The organism is Aquimarina sp. AD1, assembly GCF_003443695.1.
Lineage (GTDB): Bacteria > Bacteroidota > Bacteroidia > Flavobacteriales > Flavobacteriaceae > Aquimarina > Aquimarina latercula.
The window spans coordinates 4,040,295-4,065,188 of sequence record NZ_CP031966.1; the positions used below are offsets into that span (position 1 = coordinate 4,040,295).

At 30.1% G+C, this 24,894-nt stretch carries 21 protein-coding genes; 14 read left to right on the forward strand and 7 right to left on the reverse strand.

The window, feature by feature from the left end:
- From D1815_RS17440 to D1815_RS17450, 3 genes are read left to right on the forward strand one after another with little or no spacing between them, the layout of a single operon-like run.
- Entirely contained in the window at positions 1-1,149 is a 1,149-nt protein-coding gene (locus D1815_RS17440; protein ID WP_118388552.1) for a lanthionine synthetase LanC family protein, read from the forward strand.
- Entirely contained in the window at positions 1,143-4,001 is a 2,859-nt protein-coding gene (locus D1815_RS17445) for a thiopeptide-type bacteriocin biosynthesis protein (protein ID WP_118388554.1), read from the forward strand. Before D1815_RS17440 ends, D1815_RS17445 begins: the two co-directional genes overlap by 7 nt.
- Entirely contained in the window at positions 3,998-5,146 is a 1,149-nt protein-coding gene (locus D1815_RS17450) for a JmjC domain-containing protein (protein WP_118388556.1), read from the forward strand. The genes D1815_RS17445 and D1815_RS17450 overlap by 4 nt, the downstream gene beginning before the upstream one ends.
- 249 nt (positions 5,147-5,395) lie before the next feature.
- Here the strand turns inward: D1815_RS17450 and D1815_RS17455 are convergent, their stop codons facing one another.
- Both D1815_RS17455 and D1815_RS17460 read right to left on the reverse strand, forming a co-directional pair.
- Positions 5,396-8,995, reverse strand: coding sequence for a M1 family aminopeptidase (locus D1815_RS17455; protein WP_118388558.1), 3,600 nt, complete (start codon positions 8,993-8,995; stop codon positions 5,396-5,398).
- A gap of 2 nt (positions 8,996-8,997) precedes the next feature.
- Positions 8,998-9,879, reverse strand: coding sequence for an ABC transporter ATP-binding protein (locus D1815_RS17460; RefSeq protein WP_118388560.1), 882 nt, complete (start codon positions 9,877-9,879; stop codon positions 8,998-9,000).
- A 154-nt stretch (positions 9,880-10,033) separates the two neighbouring features.
- Between D1815_RS17460 and hemB the strand changes: the two genes are divergently transcribed.
- The 10 genes from hemB (at position 10,034) to D1815_RS17510 (ending at position 19,045) form a co-directional block, all read left to right on the forward strand.
- Positions 10,034-11,008, forward strand: coding sequence for a porphobilinogen synthase (gene hemB, locus D1815_RS17465; RefSeq protein WP_118388562.1), 975 nt, complete (start codon positions 10,034-10,036; stop codon positions 11,006-11,008).
- A gap of 19 nt (positions 11,009-11,027) precedes the next feature.
- On the forward strand, positions 11,028-11,408 hold the full coding sequence (locus D1815_RS17470; RefSeq protein ID WP_027394349.1) for a TerB family tellurite resistance protein: 381 nt from the start codon (positions 11,028-11,030) through the stop codon (positions 11,406-11,408).
- 10 nt (positions 11,409-11,418) lie between these two features.
- Positions 11,419-11,814 carry a c-type cytochrome gene (locus D1815_RS17475; RefSeq protein ID WP_118390059.1) on the forward strand — a complete coding sequence of 132 codons (396 nt, stop codon included), beginning with the start codon at positions 11,419-11,421 and terminating at the stop codon, positions 11,812-11,814.
- Positions 11,814-12,329, forward strand: a complete 516-nt coding sequence (locus D1815_RS17480) for a DinB family protein (protein ID WP_027394347.1) — start codon at positions 11,814-11,816, stop codon at positions 12,327-12,329. The genes D1815_RS17475 and D1815_RS17480 overlap by 1 nt, the downstream gene beginning before the upstream one ends.
- Before the next feature lie 73 nt (positions 12,330-12,402).
- Positions 12,403-13,521 carry a CNNM domain-containing protein gene (locus D1815_RS17485; RefSeq protein ID WP_118388564.1) on the forward strand — a complete coding sequence of 373 codons (1,119 nt, stop codon included), beginning with the start codon at positions 12,403-12,405 and terminating at the stop codon, positions 13,519-13,521.
- On the forward strand, positions 13,521-13,997 hold the full coding sequence (locus tag D1815_RS17490; protein ID WP_108802846.1) for a methylated-DNA--[protein]-cysteine S-methyltransferase: 477 nt from the start codon (positions 13,521-13,523) through the stop codon (positions 13,995-13,997). Before D1815_RS17485 ends, D1815_RS17490 begins: the two co-directional genes overlap by 1 nt.
- Positions 13,997-15,964: a histidine kinase gene (locus tag D1815_RS17495; protein ID WP_118388566.1), complete on the forward strand. Its 1,968-nt coding sequence runs from the start codon at positions 13,997-13,999 to the stop codon at positions 15,962-15,964. The genes D1815_RS17490 and D1815_RS17495 overlap by 1 nt, the downstream gene beginning before the upstream one ends.
- A gap of 8 nt (positions 15,965-15,972) precedes the next feature.
- Complete coding sequence (locus D1815_RS17500) at positions 15,973-16,722, forward strand: LytTR family DNA-binding domain-containing protein (RefSeq protein WP_158594474.1); 750 nt, start codon at positions 15,973-15,975, stop codon at positions 16,720-16,722.
- A gap of 465 nt (positions 16,723-17,187) precedes the next feature.
- A complete protein-coding gene (locus D1815_RS17505) occupies positions 17,188-18,342 on the forward strand; it encodes a serine hydrolase (RefSeq protein ID WP_118388568.1) in 1,155 nt (384 codons plus the stop codon).
- Positions 18,332-19,045: a 3'-5' exonuclease gene (locus tag D1815_RS17510; protein ID WP_118388570.1), complete on the forward strand. Its 714-nt coding sequence runs from the start codon at positions 18,332-18,334 to the stop codon at positions 19,043-19,045. The genes D1815_RS17505 and D1815_RS17510 overlap by 11 nt, the downstream gene beginning before the upstream one ends.
- A gap of 74 nt (positions 19,046-19,119) precedes the next feature.
- Here the strand turns inward: D1815_RS17510 and D1815_RS17515 are convergent, their stop codons facing one another.
- The 3 genes from D1815_RS17515 to D1815_RS17525 form a co-directional block, all read right to left on the reverse strand.
- Positions 19,120-19,809, reverse strand: coding sequence for a hypothetical protein (locus tag D1815_RS17515; protein WP_118388572.1), 690 nt, complete (start codon positions 19,807-19,809; stop codon positions 19,120-19,122).
- 24 nt (positions 19,810-19,833) lie between these two features.
- Positions 19,834-20,811 (reverse strand): kelch repeat-containing protein, encoded by a 978-nt coding sequence (locus D1815_RS17520; protein WP_118388574.1) that lies wholly within the window; start codon positions 20,809-20,811, stop codon positions 19,834-19,836.
- 116 nt (positions 20,812-20,927) lie between these two features.
- Positions 20,928-21,656 (reverse strand): metallophosphoesterase, encoded by a 729-nt coding sequence (locus D1815_RS17525; RefSeq protein WP_118388576.1) that lies wholly within the window; start codon positions 21,654-21,656, stop codon positions 20,928-20,930.
- Between the two features lie 245 nt (positions 21,657-21,901).
- Here D1815_RS17525 and D1815_RS17530 point away from each other — a divergent pair, with 245 nt between their 5' ends.
- Positions 21,902-22,807 (forward strand): alpha/beta hydrolase, encoded by a 906-nt coding sequence (locus D1815_RS17530; protein ID WP_118388578.1) that lies wholly within the window; start codon positions 21,902-21,904, stop codon positions 22,805-22,807.
- 70 nt (positions 22,808-22,877) lie between these two features.
- On the opposite strand, the gene D1815_RS17535 is transcribed toward D1815_RS17530, so the two are convergent.
- Positions 22,878-24,017 carry an ATP-binding protein gene (locus tag D1815_RS17535; RefSeq protein WP_027394336.1) on the reverse strand — a complete coding sequence of 380 codons (1,140 nt, stop codon included), beginning with the start codon at positions 24,015-24,017 and terminating at the stop codon, positions 22,878-22,880.
- 87 nt (positions 24,018-24,104) lie between these two features.
- A complete protein-coding gene (locus tag D1815_RS17540; protein ID WP_118390061.1) occupies positions 24,105-24,854 on the reverse strand; it encodes an SDR family NAD(P)-dependent oxidoreductase in 750 nt (249 codons plus the stop codon).
- Positions 24,855-24,894: the final 40 nt, after the last annotated feature.

Sequence of the window (24,894 nt, forward strand, 5' to 3'; positions counted from 1 at the left end):
ATGGCAAAAAGTTTATATCATATTGAAGAATTTGTCTGGAGAGGTGTTCAGAAAGAAGAAAGAATTGGACTACTAAATGGATTATCGGGCATTTTATTATTTTATCAAGAATTGTTAGAAAGTCAAACTTTTATCGAAAAAAATGATTTAGAAGATAAAATGACATATATCATAACTAAAATAAATAATATCATATCACAAAAAGATGTTTTGCCCACCATGTGTTCTGGTTTAACAGGATATGGCATTGCTCTTTTACGGTGTAATAAAATAGTAAATATTACGGAAGAATATTTTCAAGATATTGAAACAATCTTAGTTAACGCCTTAAAAATTGAGGAAAAAAATGATAATTACGATTTACTACACGGAGCTATAGGAATCAGTCTATATTTTGCCGAAAAATATTCTTTGACTAAAAATAGAAAGGCTTATGTTTTTTTAGATCAGTATTTTAATACTCTTTTGACGAAAATAAATAATAATCTTAATAATGTAATTGAAATGCGCGAATGGGATGGTTCAAAAGCATATTATTTTGGATTAGCACACGGTGTGAGCGGTATTCTTTCTCATATCGTCTTTTTATCAAATCTTTTACAGATCAAAAACCAAAAAGTCTATGATGCTATTAGTGCTTTATTAGAATTCTTGAATCAATATAAAGGAAAGGAAATTCATAAATATCCTAATTTTCATAATATAGATCAATTGAGAACAGTAAAAAGTAGATTGGCCTGGTGTCAAGGAGATATAGGAATTGGATACACCATGATTAATTGCGGCAATCTATTAAATGACACGAAAATTATAGAAGAAGGTATTTTAATTTTAGAAGATACATTCAAAATACCGTTTAATCAAACTGGGATTAAGGATTTCGGCATATGTCATGGTAGTTCGGGGATATTTTTGCAATATTTTTTATATATAAGAGACAGGAATTTATCTAATGATAAAATTCTAAATTTTTGGATTGATAAAATAGAAGAACAAACGGAGAATTATCAAACATTTAAGGCTTTTGAAGGAAAAAATTACATTGAAGAAATTAATGTTTTGGAAGGAGCTTCAGGTCTAGGTTTAATCTTATTAGCATTATCTAATAAAACCGATCTTTCCTGGGTCAAATATTTAAATCTATGCTAAAAATTTCCTTTCTTAAGCAAGTTGTTGTTAGGTCAAATAACTTTAGTATTGACAATTACAGAGTAAATCACAAAGATATTCTTGGTTTTTATAATACTAATGATTTATTCAAGCTATCAGTTCTAATAGCTTCATATGACCTGCACGATAATCTAAAAATAAATAACAAAACTAGAAAAACGTTGTCTAAATATTTTAAAAGAGCACATTTTAATCCTGTGCCATTTGGGATATTTAGTTCAGTAGGTATTATTCCTTTTAATACTGAAGAAACAATTATCAATAAAAATAATAATTTAATCATTGATTCTTGTTATGATAATTTTTTGCTTAATAAAATTTCTATTAAAACATTAGACGAGAATATAGACAGCTATAAATTCTATCCAAACCCTTCCATAAGATTATTTGACAATAATAGAATGGGGTTTGAACGATCTTTATTTAAAGAAAGTGGATATTTGGAAACAAAATATATTGAACTTGATTATGACGATGATATTAATTTTATCTTGACTAAGTTTTATTCAGGAAAGACTATTGATGACGTCTTGTTCGAATTAACAAAAATAAATGATTATGATGAGGATAGTATAAAATCTTATTTGCTACAATTGTTTGATATTGGAATGATAATTTCTGATAAATTTCTATTTCCATATAATAAAGAAATTAAGACGGGTAATCTCAAATCTGAATTTCTATCAAATTTTGCAAAAAGACCTATCACTAAAAATCAAGATTTATCTCCAATTATAAAATCAATTGAAAATGATTTCAAGAATTTAAAAAATGAACTTGGAGATTATTCAAAAGCTTTTTCAACAACATCTTTTAGTTCTTTTAATGGTGGTATTAATAGACGAATTCAGAAGAGTTTGATTAAGTATATCCAATTTTCTCTTGTTAATAGTAAACACACTCCAATTAATGATAAATTAAAAAAATTTGGAAATAAATTCTATCATACATTTTGCGATGGTTTAACCCCATTAAATAAGGTTTTTGACTCTAATTATGGAATGAATTATGAAGATTTGGAATCGAAGCCTAATAAATTTAGTAGAGATATTTTAGCTCAATTGTGTATACAATCAAACGATGATCTAATATTACAAACAGATAATAATACACTTAAAAATGAGGCAATTATTCCAAAAGAACTAAAAACTTTTGGAGTTATTTTTGAAATTTTAGAATGTAAAAAAAGCAAAAAACAAATTTGTTATATTAAATCAATGGGTGGTGCTAATGGTTTAAATTTAATTACCAGGTTTAACAATACTACAGAGGAGCTTTGTAGAGAAGTAGCGGGTTTTGAAAAGTCTAATTACAAGGATAGCGTTTTAGCAGAAATAAATCTAGTTCCACAAGCTCGGGCGATTAATATACTTGCCAGAAAAAAATACTATGATTATAGTATTTCTGTAAATACAGTGCCTACGGATGACAGAAATATTCAGTTAAAAGATTTATTTCTACATTTTGATGGTAATGATTTTCATTTATATTCAAAATCATTAAAAAAAACAGTAGTTCCAAGATTAACTTCTGCTATTGATTATTCTAAAATATCAAATCTTGTATACCAGTTTCTTTGCGATTTACAATATCAAAATGCTGAAATATATTCTTTAAGCTTCGATTTAAATAATCATATTGATTTATTAATACCGTTTGTTCCTAGAATATTTCTAGATGAATATACTCTTTTGTACCCTTCGCAGCTGTTGTTAACAGCTGGAGATTATAATGATTTTGAGGAGTTTAAAACAGTTTTATTTAAAAAATTAGACCAATATAAAATTGAAAAGAATCTAGTTATTCCTGATAGTAAAGGCAATCTGATAATTGAGATATCAAATAATGAGGATTTAATGATATTATACAAATCTTTAAATAAACACAGAATCTTATATGTTAGTGAATTAATTTATAATTCTTACGATTCTATAGTTCAGAATGAAGAAAAAGAAGGATTATCTCACGAATTGTTGTCAGTAGTGAAAAACAAAGTTAATTACCAAAGGAAGCAACCAAATTTCAATAGATTTCTATTTGAAAAAGATTACATAACGAATGCTTCTTTAATTTCAGATTGGTTTTGTATTGAAATATATTGTAACACTAGTATAGAATGTGATATAATTCAGAAATTTTCTGTATTTACAGAGATTTTAGATTTCTTTTTTGTTAGATATAACTATCCAAACAATCATATCCGTTTTAGATTTAAAATTGATTCAGAAGATTTCGTTAGAAGAAAGAAGATTATGAATATAGTAGACTTTCTTGTCAAAAATTCTTGGATAACAACATATAAAATTGTCCCATACTTACAAGAATTAAATAGATACGGAGGTAAAGAACTTTTAAAATTAACAGAAACAATATTTATAGCAGATTCGAAGGATTATATTAATCGACTATCAAGAAATGAGGAACAAAATGAAATGATGATTGGAGTTAATAGAATTCTATACTATTTCGAAAAATTTGAATTAAACATTAATGATAAGATTAAATTATGCGAGTATAACATTAGGGCATTCTCTTCAGAATTGAAGCTTAATTCTAAACAAAAAAAAGATATAATGTCCAAAGTAAGAAACTTACAAGATGATTTTCGCATATTTCATCATTCTTTTGACGTTCCTAAAGATTTTTTTATAATGATAAACGAAGGTTTTTTGAATTCTGATAAGAATAGAAAATATGATTATATAACTAGTTTGATTCATATGAGCTTAAATAGGCACTTTAAAAATAAACAACGATTACATGAATATAAATCCTATTTGAATGCATCATATTACTTAAAAAAACAGAAATTTTTAAATATTAAACAATGAGTTACATAAACTTTGAAGATTTAATATCACCTTTTAAATTATCGGATTTTATTGATAATTTTTACTCTCAGAAGTACCTTCATATTAAGAGAAAAAATCCGGATTTTTATGCTAAAATGTATTCTTTATTAAAGTTTGACAAAACGCTTAATAATAATATTCATACACCCAAATATCTAAAATTAGCTAAATGTGATGAAAGTATTGATTTCAGAAAATATAGCAACTTTGATAAATACAATAATGAACATATCATTTCTATTGATGATATTTTTGAAAAGTTTAAAGAAGGATATTCAATAGTTTTAGATGGATTATCGCGTATAGAAAGAAATATTTTGAATTTTGAAAAAGATATAATGGAAAACATTCCATTCATAGATTTTATATCAAGTAATGTGTATTTAACTCCAGAAAATAATCAAGCTTTTCCTTTGCATTATGATACTCAGGAAGTCTTCATAATACAGATATATGGTTCAAAAATATGGGAATTATATCCAGGTATTGAAAAATTATATCCTGTTGATTATTCATATGATAGCTTATTGGTTGATCTGGAGCACAATACCCCCCAAAAAATCACTCTAAACCAAGGGGATCTGCTTTATTTACCTAGAGGTTACGCGCATAAGGTTTATTCCGAAAAAAACTCTCTACACATTACAGTAAGCATTTACCCATTTACAAATAGAGATATTGCTAGAGAAATATTAGAATCAATAATAAAATCCGAACCTTTTTTTACCAAGACTCTTACATCGAACGTAAATATTATTCAAGATAAATTAATCGAAGAAGTAAAGAAATATACTGTCAAAAGTTCAATTTTAAATATCAGGGAGAAAAATAAGGGAAATAAATACAGTTCCAGAGATTTATATCTTAATTCTTTACTTGAATTAGACATTCAAAATTCCGATCAATATTATTTCATGCGAAAACAAGTAGTAATGGAACCTTTAGATAATTCAACTGAGTTTAGACATAATAATAAGGTTATAGTATTAGAAGGAGATTATTCATTTTTGAATAATCTCGAAATTTTTCGATTAAATGATTTATATCATTATCTAAAAAAAGATCTTGCTGAGGAGTTTATTTATTATATGATTACAGAAGGTTTTTTTGTGAATGTCGTATAAGTAATAATATAGACTCTAGTAATGTTAATTTTTAATGGGTGTAGTAAAAGATTTATGGAATTCTTTTCTTAGGTTTACAAGCGATATTAGATTTTTATAATGATTTCTGAAATTCTGTCTATAATGAAATTATGATAAAAAGAAAATCACGATCGAAACTATTGTTTCATATCGTGATTTTCGACATTTAACTAACTAAATTTTTACAAGAGACATCTTGTTGTTTTAATTTTTAGATATTAAAACATTTTATTCTTCTATTCCTCCTAAATTGTCATTAGAATTTCTGTCTATTAGCTTGTTGTATGGGTCAATTCCTGCTTTTTCAGGTTTTTTATCCGTTATAATGGTGAACGTATTTTCTCCTGGTTGTAACCATTTTCGTTCTAGATAATATGGGTTTTTAAGTGGCACTTCTTGATCATCTACAATGTCTTTACCAAATAATCCAATTTCTATATAATTTGTTTTATCGTCGGTGCGTTCTTCTTTTCCTTCATCATCATAATAGATTTTTTTAGAATCAACTGTAAATGTAGTTTCATACGTACCGTTTTCTAGTTTCTTGGTTTTGGCTTTTCGGATTCTGTTTTCATATAAAACAATCTCCTTAAAACCATCTTTTACAGCATATTTAAGAGAATCTGGAGTTACACGATAAATTGCATCATATAAATTTTCTGAAGTAGGATATACTCCTTTTTCGAAATTTTTATACTCATCTAAGAATCTTTTTAATGCTTTGTTGATTTTTTCTTCACCAATAATATCTTGTAATTCATACATGATCATAGAACCTTTACGATACCAAATGTGTTGCGCTGTTTCTACATTTATTAAAGAACGTTCCGGTTTAAAACTAAAAGCTCTATTACTTAAATAATTATCTAGAGAATATTTTAGAAAGTTTTTGATGCCATTTTCTCCATATTCCTTTTTCATAGTCATTAATGAAGAGTATTCGGCTAAAGTTTCAGAAATAATATTGGCTCCAGAAGTTTTGCTTGGTGTTACAATATGTCCCCACCACTGATGTGCTACCTCATGTGTGGTTACACGAAAAGCATAGTTAAAATCTTTTGCCTTGTCAAAATCGGCAGAAAATCCAAAATTTTCGGAATATGGAATTGTAGTTGCAAAAGACTGTGCAAAAGTTGCATGCGCAGGAAACTCTACAATTCTCAGAACTGAATTTGGGTATTCATGAAAATTCCGAGAAAAATATTCTAAGCCAGCTTTCGTTCCATCAATAAAGTATTTAAGGTTTCTTTTATGTTTGGGAGAATGATAGATTTCTATATCCACTTTTTTTCCACTTGGAGCTGTCCAAATGGATTGTTCTACATCATATCTGGCAGAAACAACATTAAAGAACAAATCAGTCTGAGACTCTAAGTCATAATGAAAATATGATCTGTCATTATCCTTCCATTCTTTTACTAATTTACCAGGTGCAATAGCAATCTGATCTGATGAGGTACTGACCACAGCTTCAAAATTAATATAGTTTGCATCTTCATTGAATAAATTTTTCTTTAATGCTATAGAATCTGTTCTCGGAGGAAACAAATAATCTAATTTTTTTAATCCGTATTTTTTTCGGATTCCATTATCAATAATACTTCTATCATAATGAAACTTTGGGAAAATAGAGCTATCGAAGAAAGATCCATTATTTAATATTTGGGTTTCTCTCCGATTAGCGAACCCTTTGGTTTCCGCTGAGATATCAATAATCAATTCAGCTTTATCTCCTGGTAGCATCGTATTTGGTAGTTTGTAAAAGTACATACGGTTAACAGAATCTATTATCACTGGATAGACTTTTTTGTTGTTATAAATAACATCTTCTAATGAAGTATGCTCGTTACCATATTGTAATTGTAACAACATGGTGTCGATTGCGGTTTCATAATTATTTATCAGTTTAAATTTTCCTTTTACCTTTACATTTCTTTTTTCAGGAAAAACGTCAATGTAAGCTTTGAGGTCAGTTACTTGCAGATGTGGTTGATCAATAAGTCTTGAGTATTTTTTTTCAGCTTCTGCTGCTATTTTGTTAAAGAAATCACCATCCTCAATAGTATTTAAAACTTTTAGGTTGTAATAACTATAGCCAGCTACGGATACAAAAGCAATAATAACCATCATTAGCGCTCCAACCATCTTAAAGTTCAACCTTCTTTTAGCGAGCGTTAGTCTTTCTTTTGCAGAAGAAAAGAATCCTCGTGTCCAAAACAACATTCCGATTAATAAAAGAATGGCGGTTAGTAAAATCCAATATAATTTTAACCAAAAAATACCTTTAAGATAGTGACCAAATTCGTTGAGATCACTTATAAAAAAAGGTGTAGTTCCTCTGAAACGAATCAATGGGTTGTCGCTTTTAAAGGCTAAAGTTATTAATAGAGGGGATCCAATATAAATCAATATAACGATAAAATATCCTAGAAACTTATTATTGACCAATACATGGATAAAAAACGCTAGTAGGGTAGTCATTAAAAAATTGGTAAAGGTGATCATGAAATTATAGGTAATATATGTGCCTAGATCATAATCAAAATAACCATTAAATGTCTGATATAAAATACCAATCAAAATATGGATTAATGTCAATACTAATGAGATTCCTATTAGTGATAATACTTTAGAAAAGTATAAACTTTGGTTGCTTATTGGTAAAGCATCATAAAAAACAAAAGTTTTATTTTTACGCGTTCTATGAACAGCTTCTCCTGCATAAATAATTAAAATTACTATGGATAGTAATGTGATTCCAACGGTAATATTATCAATTATATATCTAGTAATTGGAAGATTAGGGGTTCCATAGGTTTCATTATTAAAGTAGATAAGAATGATAGATGTTACAACTCCGATTATAACCAAAACTAAAAAAACAGGGTCTTTAATTATCGATAAGAACTCAATTTTACTTAAAGACCACAAATTCTTTCTAGCTGTTTTTTTGTTAAATACCTGATTAATTGAACTAATCATAGATGGAACGTATTCATCAGTATTTACTTTTTTAGATTTACTGCTAGAAACAAGAAATTTTTTATAATCGAATCTAAAAAATGCAATCAGAAAAAATGCAATACCAATTCCTAGCCAAATCATTCGATTTAATAAAAACTTACCATAAATTGGCAATTGATTGGTATTTAGTTCATTTATTGACCAATATTTTTTCACATAGCTCCATGCCTCTCCTCCAAAGGGATCTAAATACACACTTAACCATTCATTATCAATATCACCTAAAAAGTTACCAGCTAATGTATACAATAGCAAAAGGCATATCCCTCCTAAATATATAATTGACATTTTTCTAAAAAAAGCCATAAGAGAAAAGAATAATGCACCAATTAAAAATGCATTAACTTGTAATAAAAATATAAAAGGCAGTAGGTAGGATGATATATTAAAAACATCATAATCTCCATAATCCGGTCTTTCGGCTAACATACCCATTGTAAATCCAATAATCGCTCCAAGGACAATAAAGATATTTAGTAACGAAACAATAGTAAAACTACCAAAGAATCTGCCTAATACATAGGACTTTTGTGTAATTGGAAAGGTAAAATAGGTTTGTGCTGTTTTATGATCTTGATCTCTAAATATGGGAACACCCATTATAGCTGCATAAAAGAAAATAGAAATAACAGAAATAGGACCAATAATCTCAGCAATATTATTGGGACTGTTTACAAACTGAGCAGTAGATGATTGCATTAAATATGCTAATAAACCCGCCATTAACATACCTAATCCAGCATAAATCCAGGTAGCAGGCCTACGGAACCGATACTGTAATTCGAATAAGAATATTTCTTTCATAATTATGCCTCCTGTTCTTGATTTTGGTTGATACTATAGAAATAGAATTCTTCTAAACCATTATTCATTTTTTCGAAACCTTCTTCAGGAGTATTTTCGCTGTATATATTGACAAAAAACTGACCTCCTCTAAGATAATTGGAGAGTACAGTGTATTTATTTTGATATTGTTGTAATTGCGATTTTTCTATTTGCTTTTTAAATATTTTCCCATCCAAAGTAGCAGAAAGTTCTTGCGGATTTCCTTGTGCTAGTATAGTTCCTTCATTAAATACCGCCATATGTTCACATAGATTTGTTACATCATCAACGATATGTGTAGAAAGTATAACCACAGCGTTTTCTCCTAATTCACTTAGTAGGTTGTGGAAACGATTACGCTCTAATGGATCTAAACCAGCAGTAGGTTCATCAACAATAATTAATTTTGGATTTCCTAATAAAGCTTGAGCGATTCCAAAACGTTGTCGCATTCCTCCAGAATAGTCACCAAGATTACGATCTCTAAATTTATATAAGTTTACTTTGTTTAATAAATCAGCAACATATCCTTTTCGTTCTGTGCTATTGGTAATTCCTTTTACTTTAGCAATGTGATTAAGCATCATCTCTGCAGAAACCTTAGGATAAACCCCAAAGTCTTGCGGTAAATATCCTAATACTTTTCGTAACTCTTCTGGTTGTTTAAAAACGTCAATGCCATCAAAATCAATAGATCCAGTATCAGCCAATTGCAGTGTTGCAATCGTTCTCATTAATGTAGATTTTCCAGCACCGTTAGGACCTAATAAACCAAACATTCCTTTTTCTAATGTTAGATTAACATTATTTAGAGCCTTGGTTCCATTTGGATACGTTTTATTTAAATTTTTTATTGTGAGCATACGAAATATGTTTTAGCAATTTTATCTATTAAATAGTTAGTAGGTGTTGTTAAGAGTTTGTTACACAATTGGTTTAATTTTGTGAAAATGATCACCTAGAAATTACGTTATAAGTTGGTATATTTACAATTCTTACAAATTACTAGCAAAATTAATGTATCAATTACGTAGAAATAGAAGATTACGAACCTCAGAATCAATTAGATCTTTGGTTAGAGAACATATAATAACCCCAAATGATTTTTTAGTCCCGCTTTTTATAGTAGAAGGCACTAGTGTAAAGCAAGAAATAGCTTCCATGCCCGGATATTATAGATATAGTCTTGATTTATTAAAAGATGAAGTCAAAGATTTATGGAATATGGGATTGAAAGCGGTATTACTTTTTGTAAAAGTTCCTGATAACCTGAAGGATAATAAAGGTACCGAAGCGTTGAATCCGGATGGATTAATGCAACGTGCAATTAAAACGGTAAAAGATGTAGCTCCTGAGATGTTAGTAATGACGGATGTAGCACTTGATCCATATTCTTCATACGGACATGATGGTATTGTAGAAGAAGGATACATAGTAAATGACCCAACTTGCGAAGTGTTAGCGAAAATGTCTTTGTCCCATGCACAAGCAGGAGCAGATTTTGTGGCACCAAGTGATATGATGGATGGTAGGATTTTGGCAATAAGAGAATTGCTAGAAACTGAAAACTATAAGAACACTGGTATTATGAGCTATAGTGCAAAATATGCGTCGGCATTTTATGGCCCTTTTAGAGATGCATTAGATTCTGCGCCTGGTTTTGGAGATAAAAAAACATATCAAATGGATTTCTCTAATAGAGATGAAGCTATTAAAGAGACCCTAGCGGATATTGATGAAGGTGCTGATATTGTGATGGTAAAACCTGGATTGGCGTATTTGGATATTTTAAGAGATGTTAGTGATGCTGTAGACGTTCCAGTTGCGGTATATCAGGTAAGTGGAGAATACGCTATGTTAAAAGCGGCAGCAGAAAAGGGTTGGCTAGATCACAATGCAATTATGATGGAACAATTAATTGCTTTTAAAAGAGCAGGAGCAAATATCATTGCAAGTTATTTTGCAAAAGATGTAGTTAAACTTTTGGGTTAAATTTAAATATAAAATAGCTATGGTAAGTAGGGATCGATTGTATCAGACATTTGGAGAATTATTGTATGTAATTGCAATGAGTGATGGTGTGATTGAAAAAGAAGAAGTACATACGCTAGAAGAAATATTAAAAGCACATCCAAAAGGACAAGAAATTAAATGGTCTTTTGATTATGAAAATGCAAATGATAGTGATATCGAAACACTTTATAAAAGAGTAATTGAGGTGTTTTCGGATAACGGTCCGGATGAAGAATACGATTTTATGATATATGCGTTGACCAAAATCGCGGAAGCAAAGGATGGTATTGGCTCTAAAGAAGAAAAGGTAATTAATAGTTTTTCTAAAGATTTATTAGAAAGATTTAAGAAGGATATTGATAATTTATTTAATTCATAAGATCACACAAATGAAGAACATTTTTATTGCGCTCTTAAGCATTGCATTTATAGCAACTAGCTGCCAATCAGAAAAAAAACCTGAAAAAGAAAAAATAGTAATTGGAGGAAAGAAAAAGGAAAAATCTCCAGAGTTTGTATTAGGCGAAAAGCTATTTAAAGGAAAAGGTAATTGTTATTCTTGTCATAGATTGGATAAAAAATCTGTTGGTCCGAGTGTTAACGATATCATGAAAATATACAAAGAACAGAATGGTGATATTATAGGTTTTCTTAGACAGAAAAAAGATCCAATTGTAGATCCAGATAACTATGCAGTTATGAAAACAAACTTTGTGCGTTTAGAAAAATTCAGTGACGATGAGTTAAAGGCGATAGAGTTGTATATGAACGAAGTAACCAAGTAATGAAAAAGATATATTTACTTCTTTTTCTCACATCATATACCGCAATGTCTCAGCAAATAACACCGAAATCCGCATTTTTAGAAAAATGGAATAATTCTAAAACATATTTATTAGAGATGGCTGATGCAATGCCAGAAGAAAAATATGCATTTGCGCCGACAGAAAGAGAAATGGATTTTAAAAATCAATTGCTACATATTTGTGGTAATATGTTATGGTTAAGTACTACATACTTCTCGGAAGAAGATTTTGACAGGAAGAAACTTGCAGATAATGCTCCAAATACTAAAAATGAAATCATTGAGTTTCTAAAAAATTCATTTGATGAAGTATCTAAAAGAGTAACAGAGGTATCAGAAGAATCATTAACTGCTAAAGTCGATTTTTTTGCAGGACCAAAGTCTAAACTTCAGATTTTAAATCTACTCCAAGATCATGTAACACATCATAGAGGTCAATTAATTGTATATCTAAATCTCAATGAGATAAAACCGCCAAAGTATGTGGGCTGGTAATAAGTATTCTATATTTTTATTTTCGCAAATGAATACCAAATCCGTACTTTAGCAAAACCAACTAATTATAATTATGGCATTATTACTTGTATACGGAGTCGTATCTATTTTCTTTTCTTTTTTATGTTCAATACTAGAAGCGGTATTACTAAGTATCACTCCTACCTTTATTAATGTTAAGAAAAAAGAAGGAAAAGCATACGCAACAGCATTAGAAAAACTAAAGAAAGATGTTGATCGACCGCTAATTGCTATTTTAACACTTAATACAATTGCTCATACAGTAGGAGCTATTTTAGTAGGTGTGCAAGCAAAAGTCGCATATGCAGAAATGTATGGAACCGAAACTCGTAAGATTTTTGGAATAGAAATGACAGAAGATCTAATGGTAGGAGTAGTTTCTTCTATAATGACCATATTGATATTAGTTGCTTCAGAGATTATACCAAAAACTATTGGTGCTACGTATTGGAAACAACTCTCTAATTTTACTTCTAAAGCATTAAACGTATTGATCTGGCCACTTAAATGGACAGGGATTTTATGGCTATTACAGTTAACAACAAAACTGATAGGGGGAAAAGGACATCATGGATCGGTATTGAGCAGAGAAGATTTTACAGCCATGGCTGATATAGCTGAAGAAGAAGGTGTTTTTGAAGAATCGGAGTCTACAGTGATTAGAAATCTCTTAAATTTTAAAACGATTTTTACTAAAGATGTAATGACACCGAGAACAGTTATTAAAACTGCCTCAGAAGATACAACAGTAGAAGAGTTTTTTAAAGAGAATCAAAATCTTAGATTTTCTAGAATACCCGTTTATAAAGATAAAGCTGATAATATAACAGGACAGGTATTAAAAGATGAAATTTTTAAAGAAATGGCCAACCAGAACGGTCATAAACTTCTTGGAGAAATAAAAAGACCAATCATATTTACTAATAGAAATTTACCTATTCCAGATTTACTCAATGATTTGATTCAGACTAAGAATCATATAGCATTAGTGGTAGACGAATATGGTTCCGTTAGTGGATTAGTAACTATGGAAGATTTGATAGAAACGCTACTTGGTCTAGAGATTGTCGATGAAAGTGATACAGAAACAGATATGCAAATCCTTGCCCGAAAAAATTGGGAAACAAGAGCAAGACGTTTAGGTATTCTGAATGATAAAAAAGAAGAGTGATTTCTACCGTTTTCATAGAAACTCCTTTAGGTATTGCTTCTATTACAGGTGATGAAAACGGTGTTTCTAAGATTTCTATAACAGCAGATAAAGAACAAGTACCTTCCGATAAAATTCCAGACGAACTTAAAGATGTAGTTACTCAACTACAAGATTATTTCGAAGGGAATCGAACCGATTTCAATATTGATTTAAATCCAACAGGGACAGATTTTCAGAAAAGAGTTTGGAGAGAGCTTTCTAATATTCCTTTTGGAAAAACAGTAAGTTATTTAGATATAGCTAAACGACTTGGCGATCCAAAATGTATAAGAGCAGCCGCCACTGCGAATGGAAAAAACCCGCTTTGGGTGGTTGTTCCATGTCATCGTGTTATTGGTAGTGATGGTTCTCTTACCGGATATGCTGGAGGATTGTGGCGCAAAAAATGGTTATTAGATCATGAAAACCCTGTAAAGCAACAATCCCTTTTTTAATGACTTTTTTTAGAACCTTTTTCATTTCGATTAGTATACTTTTTTTTGGGTGTTTTAATGTTGTATCTCAAGAAGCCCTAGATAAAGAGTTAAATCAACCTATAAAGTTGCAAAAAGAGTCTCTTCAGAAAATACTAAAAACAGGAGATAGCTTATTTAAAGCAAATGACATTGTAAGTGCTAAAAAAGAGTACGATAATGCTTTTGAACTAATTCAGAATAGCTCGGATATTGATAGTGTAAAAAGGATGGTTTATAAAATTGAACGCTTTTTTACGGATAGTACTAGAGAATACCTGAGAGCCATGAATGTACTTAATTTTTTAAGTGAGTATTGTGCGAATCAGAATGATAAAAAATGCTTGATGTATGTAAAAAATAGATTAGGTTTATTACATAATAGAATAGGAGAATATATAAAAGCCTTAGAGTATTATGGAGATGCATTAGCCTTGGCTTCTTCAGATGACAATTCGGATTATCAGTGGGATATTTTATTAAATAGAGGTGTACTATTCTTAGATATTGGTGATCAAGATCAAGCTAAAATTGATTTCAAAAGAGCCTTAACACACATTGATCCAGAGGATACTAAAAAACGGAAAGGAGCTACGTACTTAAATTTATCGGCGTCTTTTAATGATAAAGAAGCTGATTCTATATTATACTATTCTAGATTAGCTGCTGTAGGTTGTGAGAAAAATTCATTGTCGACCAGACATTGCATTATGGTATATAATAATATTGCTTGGTCATATTATTTAAAAAAAATGCCCAAAGAAGCACTAGAGGTAATACGAACTAATATAGAGTGGGATAATGATAATTTGACGTATAAAGATGGAGATGATTTATATCCAGGATTAATGCACACCATGGGTGCAATACAATATGATTTAGGAAATTATGATAAAGCACTTGAGTACTTTTTAATTTCTAAAAATAATTTCGAAAAGAAAAACGATATTTCTGATTTAATTACGGTAAAAGAAGATTTATCAAGGCTATATGAAACAACAGGAAATTTAAAAGCAAGTGTTCAGTGTTTACGAGATATAAGATTGCTGGAATCTAGGCAATTAAAGGTTAAGGTAAGTAAAGAGTTAGCGAAAAGTGAAAGTAAGAATTTATTATTAGCTAAAGAAGAAGTCATTTCTGGACTAGAAGAGAAAAATCTAAAAATAGAAAAAGAAGTTAGTAAGACGAAATGGCAAAGTTATTTCCTTGGACTATTATTAGTAGTTACTGTGCTGGTATTAGTATATAGAGGGTATATTAATCGTATTAAATATTATAAAATAAATGAAAAATTAACGCATACACGATTAACTTCGTTGAGATCTTCAATGAACCCACATTTTTTGTTTAACAGCTTTAATACCTTACAGAATTATATTTTAAAAAATGATAATATTAGAGCAAACGAATATATGACGGAACTTTCGGGATTAATAAGAAATGTTTTAAATAGTTCGGATAGTGTATATATTAACTTTAAAAAAGAACTAGAAATTATTCGATCCTATGTAAATCTACAAAGAGGAAGATTTCAGGAAGAATTTGAAGCTAGTTTCGATGTGGATCCGGTCCTTGTAGAAAGTAATCCTAGAATACCGTCTATGATTTTACAGCCGTTTATTGAAAATGCAATAATTCATGGTTTTTCACATTCTTCTGTTGCAGGGCAATTAAATATAACATTGCTGAAAGAACAGGATATGGTTGTTTGTAAAGTTGTAGACAATGGAATTGGTAGAGAAGCATCAGAACAACTAAAGAAAAAAGGAACTGATGTATCTCATTTGTCCATTGCCACAGAAAACACAAATGAAAGATTAGATATTTTAAATACAATGGTAAAAGGGCAGTCTAATATTGTTATAAATGATTTGTATGATAGTATGGGTAATTCATTGGGAACAGAAGTAATTATTACATTGCCTATAGTTAAAGAGATTAAGAAATAATGGATCAAATGTTAAAATGTTTTATTATTGATGATGAAAAAAAGGCTAGAGAAAACATAAGTCTTTTATTAAGTACATATTGCCCTCAGGTAGAAATTATAGGGGAGGCAGGTGATAAAAAATCTATACTAGAAGGTCTGTCTAATCTTAACCCAGATGTGGTTTTTCTGGATGTACAATTAGGATCCATTACAATCTTTGATATTCTTGATGAACTCGAAGAAATTAATTTTAAAATCATTTTTGTTTCAGCCTTTAATCAATATGCCGTAGACGGATATAAATATAATGCGTTAGGCTATTTATTAAAACCTATTGATCCTAAGCTATTAGTAGAAGTAATAGATAAGGCAATTCCTATAAAAGAAAAGAGTGAAGACAAAGAAGATCCAATAGCTAGTTTTAATCAACTTTATGCTAAAATTCACGAAGTTCCTAAAATTTCTATTACAGATTCTAAAGGCACACATGTTATAAAAATACCTAGTGTTCTTTATTGTATTAGTAATGGTAATTACACTACGTTTATTAGAAAAAATGAGAAAGAAATAGTAATATCTAAGAACCTGAAATATATAGAATCTAAGTTACAACCTTTTGGTTTTTTTAGAATTCATAGATCCTATTTAATTAATTTAGATCACGTTAATACCTTGGTGAAAGAACAAGGAGGATACGTTGTTATGTCTAATGAGAAATCATTACCAATAGCGAGAGATTCTAAGAAAGAATTATATCAGAAATTGAACGTAATTTAATTTTTTTAGAATACTATTTTTCGAACATGATTTTAAATTTGTCTGCTCATACATTAAAATCTGCATTTTATACATTGAATCATACCAAAAAAATATTCCCCAAAAGGATTGAAACAAATAACTCCTAAATTTGAAATAGCGATTAATAGTCTTTAGTTTACTTGGATTAGCTTTTAGTGAGACTTTATTTTGTAATACATATGCCCTAATTATAGATTTCTGTTTTTAGATGTAGCTTATAAATAAAAGATGTGAAATATTAAACTGATATTTCAAAAAAATAACACAAACTCAACAAGCATTCTTATAAGTTATATATCTACACTATTATAACCTAATCGAATTAAATTATCGTCATAATAATTGTTTATCTTTAATTAAAATGCCCGATGAATCGGGCATTTTTTTTGTTCTAAACAGAGATTTTATTTTTCATACCTTAGAGGATTAAAATTTCTAATTCAGATGAGAATTATCAAAAAACTTTTTAAAGGTCTTCTGGCGATTATACTACTTTGTGTGATTTTGTTATATATTTTTGATTATGATTATATTCTAAAAGGAGTTCGTGTAGTATATATGACAGGACATACCACTGCTTATATAGATGATTATACTTATTTTGATAATCACACAATAGAAAAAGGAGATAAACCAATTCCATGGGAATTGCATACCAATTATAATAAAGTAATTCCTACTAAAAGATTAAATACTACCAATGATGCAATGGGGACCGTTGCTTTTATGATTATTAAAAATGATAAGATTTGGTATGAAAACTATGCAGAAGGTTATGGTGCGGAGTCTAAGACGAATTCTTTTTCTATGGCAAAGAGTATTACAACAGCCTTGCTAGGAAAGGCGATCATGGATGGTTATATCAAAAGTTTGGATCAACCGATTGGAGATTTTTTGCCAAAATTCTCCGAAGGATTAGCTGCTAAAACAACTGTAGGGGATCTTTCATCTATGTCATCGGGATTAAACTGGACAGAGCATTATACAAGTCCTTTTTCTATAACTGCAAGAGCATATTATGACCCAGAATTAAGAGATGTTATGAATGGGTTAGAAGTAGTGAACGAACCTGGTAAAGAGTTTGAATATTTAAGTGGGAGTACACAGCTATTAGGAATGGTGATAGAGAAAGCAACTGGCAAGACTTTGTCAGAATATTTAAGCGAAAGCTTTTGGAAACCTATGGGTATGGAACAAGATGCTTTATGGCAGGTAGATAGTGAGGATAGTGGTATGGAGAAAACCTATTGTTGTATCGCTAGTAATGCAAGGGATTTTGCTCGTTTTGGAGTACTATTTAAAAATGACGGAAAGTTTGATGGAAAGCAAATACTACCAAAGGAATTTACAAAAATAACAACCCAAAAACGTTTCGAAAATGATGATATGTACGGATATGGCTTTTGGTTATCAGATCATTTGAACAAAGATATTTTTGTAATGAGAGGGATTTTGGGACAGTATGTAATAACTATTCCAGAAGATAATATAATTATTGTACGTTTAGGACATCATAGAGGAGGGCCGCAAGGATCTTTTAGTGAGGATTTTTTCATTTATATAGAAGAGGCTTATAAAATGTTAGAGAATGCTTCATAAGATTAATTTAGAACACGTTTTGTTTTTGGATATAGAAACAGTTCCAGAACAAGAGAATTTTGATAATTTAACAGATGAGAAAAAATATCTTTGGGCTGATAAAACCAAATATCAACGTAAAGAAGAATTCTCTCCAGAAGAATTTTATGATCGAGCAGGAATTTGGGCAGAGTTCGGAAAAATTGTATGTATTTCTGTAGGATATTTTACCTTTAAAGGAGAAATAAGATCCTTTAGAACTACCTCTTTTTACGGAGAAGAGAAACAATTGTTGATAGATTTCAAAAATTTATTAGAAACACATTTTAATCATCCACATCATTTACTTTGTGCACATAATGGTAAAGAATTTGATTTTCCATATATAGCTAGAAGAATGATTATTCATAATATCAGCTTACCATTTAAGCTAAATCTGTTTGGTAAAAAACCTTGGGAAGTTCCACATCTAGATACCTTGGATTTATGGAAATTTGGGGATTATAAACATTATACTTCATTAAAGTTATTGACCAACATTTTAGGGATTCCTTCTCCTAAGGATGATATTGATGGTAGTCAGGTAAGACAGGTTTATTATGAAGAAAACGATATAGACAGAATTGTAATTTATTGTGAAAAGGACACAGTAGCAGTAGCACAGATTCTATTACGTCTACGACAAGAAGAATTATTAGATGATGATGAGGTTGTGTCGGTATAAGGTGTCTTATTTTTATTTACAATAAAGAGAACCTTTTTTTATTAGATTCTCTTATGTAAATGGTTAAAATATGTCTATTGTAATCTAGCTAAAACAGATTTACTAAGTAATTTTCCATTTGATTTAGTAGTTTCTTGTTGTACTAAACCAACACCTTTAGAAATCCATTGTTTTACATAAAATGTTTGTTTCATACCTATACTCATATTAGTTTCGTTGACATAGGTGATTACATAACAATCAAATGATCCTGCAGATGTGCTAATAGTCTCTTTTGATGCTACTTTACGTTTTTTTAGATCTACTGTCATATCAATACTCATTACACCAGCATCCACTGACATGGTTACGTGGCCATCGGGTAATTCTTGTCCAATACTGATTGAATTAGGAATATCAATTCCAGTTCCTTTAATGCTGTATTCCATATCTTTATATTGATTAAATAATCCCGGAGAAATTATAGATTCAGGATCTAATCTAGTAGTTCCTCCATCGCAGATTGCAATAAATTGTGTTTCGGTAATAATTTTTTGTTTCTTAGAATCGTTCATAGACATATTCATTTTAATTTTAGAATCTGATCCTGACGAGTTCACTTCCAAAACCTCATAGTTTGTTTCAGATGTTAATTTGTTTTTTTTATTAAAATGATGCATTGTGATTTTAGTCCCAACTTTGGAAGGATAAAATTGACTACAATCATTTTGAGAGATACTATTAGTTGTAATAAGTATTGCGAAAATTAATAAGAGCGTTTTCATAATTATAAAGGGATTTATTTAATTTTAATCTTCATCAATTGTCCAGATTTCTCCAGAGGTTCCAGATGTTATGTAACCTCCAAACAGCCATAGTTCTTCTCCATAAGCCAGACAAGTATGAGAATGCGAGCTTTCAAAAGGAATAATTCCATCATACACTGTCCAATTAAGCATATCAGAAGAATACCAAATATCCTTAACAACTCTTGATGCATCTGATTTTCCATTAACAACCCATACTTTATTGTTATAAACAGTTGCAGTATGTAAATCTCTAGCGCTGAAAATTGAAGATGAAATAGACACTAAAGACCAGTTTATTCCGTCGTTACTTGACCAGATTTCATTAAATCTGTCGGTTTCATTTCTACCTCCAATAACGTATAGGGTATTATTAAAGGCTACTGTTTGGTGATTCCCTCTAACTGGAAAAGCATTTGCGGTTTCTTCTGTCCAATTAATACCATCTGTAGTGGACCACACAATCATATTAGTTCGATCAGATGAAGGACCAATTACGTACATTTTGTTGTTTAATACTGTAGTAGTATGAGCGGACATATTACCAAAAGGGGCTGTCATTGTTACATTAGACCAAGTAATACCATCGTCGGAGTTCCATATATCGGATAAAAGTTCATCAGAGTTATTTTTTCCACCAATTAACCACATTTGGTCATTGAAAACAGTAAGTGTATGACGATATCTTGCTTCGAAGATATTGCTAGTAACAGATATCCAATTAATACCATTATCGCTAGACCAAACATCACTTGAGTATATGTCTTCTGCGGTATAAGCGTTGTCACCACCTACAGACCATACTTTTCCTTCAAATACTACCATGGAGTTTTCGGCAAACCCACCCATTTGATCTTCTTGAGTTTTTAAATCAAAAGCCAAAGAAATGTCTGAGAAATCATTTGTAATTACGTCGTCTTCTGTATTACATGCTATACTAATAACATATAGAAATACTAATAAAATTTTTGAGGTTTTCATTGCGTTACGTTTTTTAGTTTCCTATTAGTATAGTATTATATGATTAGGTAAACATCAAGAATAAAAAAATCGCTCTAATGAGCGATTTTAGATTGATTTTATAGGCGTAAATGTTTTTAATTTCTTCCGCTTTCATCAGGGTATAAGGTATATACCGGATTACTTTGCCAATACTCTTTAGTGTCTATGTCCATTATGGTAAGTGGGCCTTTAAAAGCAGCTCCTGTATCCATATTCCAAATACAAGTTGCGTTTACAGGAGTTGTTTTGTTTATTCTAGTCACTGGAGTATGACCAATATAAATTTCATCGAAAAGTAAAAGTCTTTTTGGATATGCGAGATCTGTTTTCTTTAGTTTAGGATCTATAGAAAGAGCAGTTTCCCATAAAGTTCGATCCCAATAGAACAATTTGCTGAAATATTCTCGATGTGGTCCATGGATATTCGTGAAACCTGCATGTAGGTATAGTCTATTATGATCATCAATATAATAATTAAGAAGATTTTCATAAAAATAAAGATGGGTCTCAATTTCTTCTTTTGATAAGGATTGATAGGAGTCCATAGTGGCCTGACCTCCGTGTTTTATCCATTCTGGATTATATTTTTTCTCTTTTAACCAAGTATAACAGAGTTCATCGTGATTGCCTCTTATGAATACACAGTTATGCGTTTTTTGCAAGTCGATAAGAAACGAAACTAGCGGGGCGCTATCTGTCCACCCATCAACATAATCACCAAGAAAGATTAAGGTGTCATCAGTTGTTACACTTGCTTTATTAATTAATTGTTTAAGAGCTTTTAGAGCTCCGTGTATATCTCCAATAACAAGATTTCTACTCATTTTACACTTCTGATTTTAAGAGGACTTGAAGATACTATTTTACAACATTTTTAAAGGTATTACATAAGAGTAAAATGTTATTTTTTTGAATATTGTCTAAAAGGTTTTAGATGTAGATAATAATGTAAGATTGAGAAAGAATAAAATATTAGAAAGTTTTTTTAGGGTATTTTATGAGTTATGTGTTTTGGGAATAAAATATAAATAAAGAAAGTCGAAGTGACTTTTGTAAAAATTTATCCAAAATGAAAAAAATAATTTATGTATTTACTATTGCTTTGTTATTAGTCAATTGTAACAATGATGACGATTCAGTACAGTTAGAAGAATTAGATATACAAAATGCACTTACCAAAATACCAGATGATATTACAAAATTATTTAGTGCTAAAGGAAATGAAAGCGCTGATACAGTTGTTATCTATGAACAAGGAGGACCAGATAAGGAATTAGATGATGAGTATTTTGAGCTTAATGGTAGTTTTAATACAGATTACAACGATTTATTTAAGAACTATTATAGAGTATATATGCATCAAGCACTTACACTTAATAATAGCTTATGTATGAATGAAGCATTGAAAAAGGAACAAGCTGATTTAGAAAATAAAGTGAGTATAGAGATGCTAGATAGAGTAATTAAGAATTTTAAGTCCAAGGGAAAGAAGGTATATGTAATGGGACATTCGTTTGGAGGTTTTTTGGTAACAAAATATATTGCAGAGAAAGGAAATACTACTGCGGATAAATTTGTAATCATGGCGGCTCGTTTAGAAATGCAACCAGAAGTACCTGATAATTTTTTGCAAGGGAATCCTTATTACTTTTTAAATGGAACAACACCAAAAGAAGAAGATAGGACAGATATTTTGGAAGAATATAATGATATAAAACAATCCTGCCCCTCTGTTTTTTCATTTTTAGGAGTTATCGGCGGAGAGCGTTTTCCTTTAAAGATTACAGCAGGAGATTTGTCTAATGTGATTTATGTTTTTGCAAAAGATGATTTTCAAACAGGAGGATTGTTGACTACGGAAAAGACATTTCTTAGTGATAGAATGGCTAAGGTAATAGAAATTGATACTGGAGGTCATGGAGCAATGTTTAATAGTCCTTATCCACAACAAGTTTTTGATTTATTACAGCAATAACTAGGGTTTTTAATAAATAAGGGGAGATAATTGATTTTCCCTTATTTATTTTAAGGTGTATAGTCTTTATCTAATTGTATCTTACTTTTCTCAAGATTCGCATACTTTCTTTATATAATGAATATACTTTACTATCAGTATAATTTTTTAGGTAAGGTTTAGCTTCTTCTAATCTATCTTTTGCTTCATTAAAATCATTAAAATAACATAAAAGATAGGTTACAGGTAGATTAAGAATGTCTTTTTGCTCATTTCTAGTTAATGGCATTTTCTTTTTTAGTTTTTCGATTAAAGCATTGTTACTATTGTATAGATGATACAATGTTTTCCTATCAAATTGTGGAGGTTCAAATAAAATCTTACTTTCTATATCATAACTAACATTGTTCTTAAATTTAATAGTTACTTCTTCTAGAGGGTAGTAATTATATGTTTCTTGCAAACCAAGCTGAACATATTCTATTATTTTAAATTCATCTTCAGTAATAGAGATGCTTATTTCGTCAAACTGGGAATAAAATAATTTTACTTGCTCGTTGATTAAAGCAATATCTACTCTAGAATAGTATACCTCTTCGTTTACATGTTTTTCTTTAGCAGACCAGCATACTACGAAGTATTCTTTAAATACTTTATACGTAGGATTGTAATCTTTTCTGGAGCTCATAAAATCAAATACTCCATCTAATGTTAATTCAATATTGTTTTGAGCATGACTCTCTATGGACTCAACAATGTCAGAATTAACATCTTTGATTTCTATGTCAAATACTTTAGGCATACTGATACTTCCATCCCTAAAAAAGACACTGCCACCATAATATTTCCAAATGTTTTTGCGCAGAGAACATAGCTTGCCGTCTTGAGAACGAATCGATACTAGTCCAACCACTTTATCACTAGGTAGGTGAGGGAATGGAATGTTTTCATAAGCTACAATAGGAGGGTTCGATAGGTAAGCATTTACGAGATTTTGAATCTTACTGTCATCAAAAAAATCTACTCCTATGATTTGGTTATCTTCATCTTCAACTCCAATGACAATATATGAGTTGTTTTTGGGATTGGAGTTAGAAAGAGCGCATATATGTTTTAGGAATTTAGCCTTACCTTCTTTTTCACCAATATTAAGTTTGCGTTTTTTGTCATAAAAACTGTTCTCATCATTATGCGCTAAAAGATTTTTTATTAAAAGACGTTTGTTAATCATTCCTCATACATATTGCAATATTCTTTTTCCCTACATAAACTTAGGTATTTTTACCGAACATACAATACTCTGAAGATAAAGAAATTATCAACCTTTATTTACAATTGTACTGTTAGCTTGAGCTGTTGGTAAAACTACAAGATCAGAAATGTTTACGTGGTAAGGTCTTGTAACTACAAAACTAATGATGTCAGCAATGTCTTCAGGCCTCAAAGGGTCGAAACCATTATAAACGGTATCAGCTCTTTTATCATCTCCTTTAAACCTAACATTACTGAATTCAGTTTCTACTAATCCTGGGTGTATAGCTCCAACTCTTATACCATGTTTATTTAGATCTATCAGCATTCCCTTATTAATAGCATCAACGGCATGTTTACTGGCACAATAGACATTTCCATTAGGATAAACTTCTTTACCTGCTATAGAACCAATATTGATAATATGTCCGGATTTTTGCGAAATCATTTTAGGAATAATTGCTTTGGATACATAAAGTAGTCCCTTTACATTTATATCTAACATAGCGTCCCAGTCATCGATCTCTCCAGTCTGTATAGGATCTAATCCATGTGCATTCCCAGCATTGTTAATTAATATATCTACGGTATCGAATTCTCGAGGCAAGTTTTCTATACTTTTAAAAACACTTTCTTTATCTCTAACATCAAAGCAGAGCGTATGGACTTTTACCGTTTTACTTAATTCGGATTTCATTTGATCTAACCGTTCTTGTCTTCTTCCGCAAAGTATTAGATTTATATTCTTTTTGGCAAACTCATAAGCTGTTGATTTTCCTATGCCACTTGTAGCTCCAGTTATCAATGCTGTTTTCATAAAATAGGTAATTTTCATTTAGATTTTTGCAACATTATTT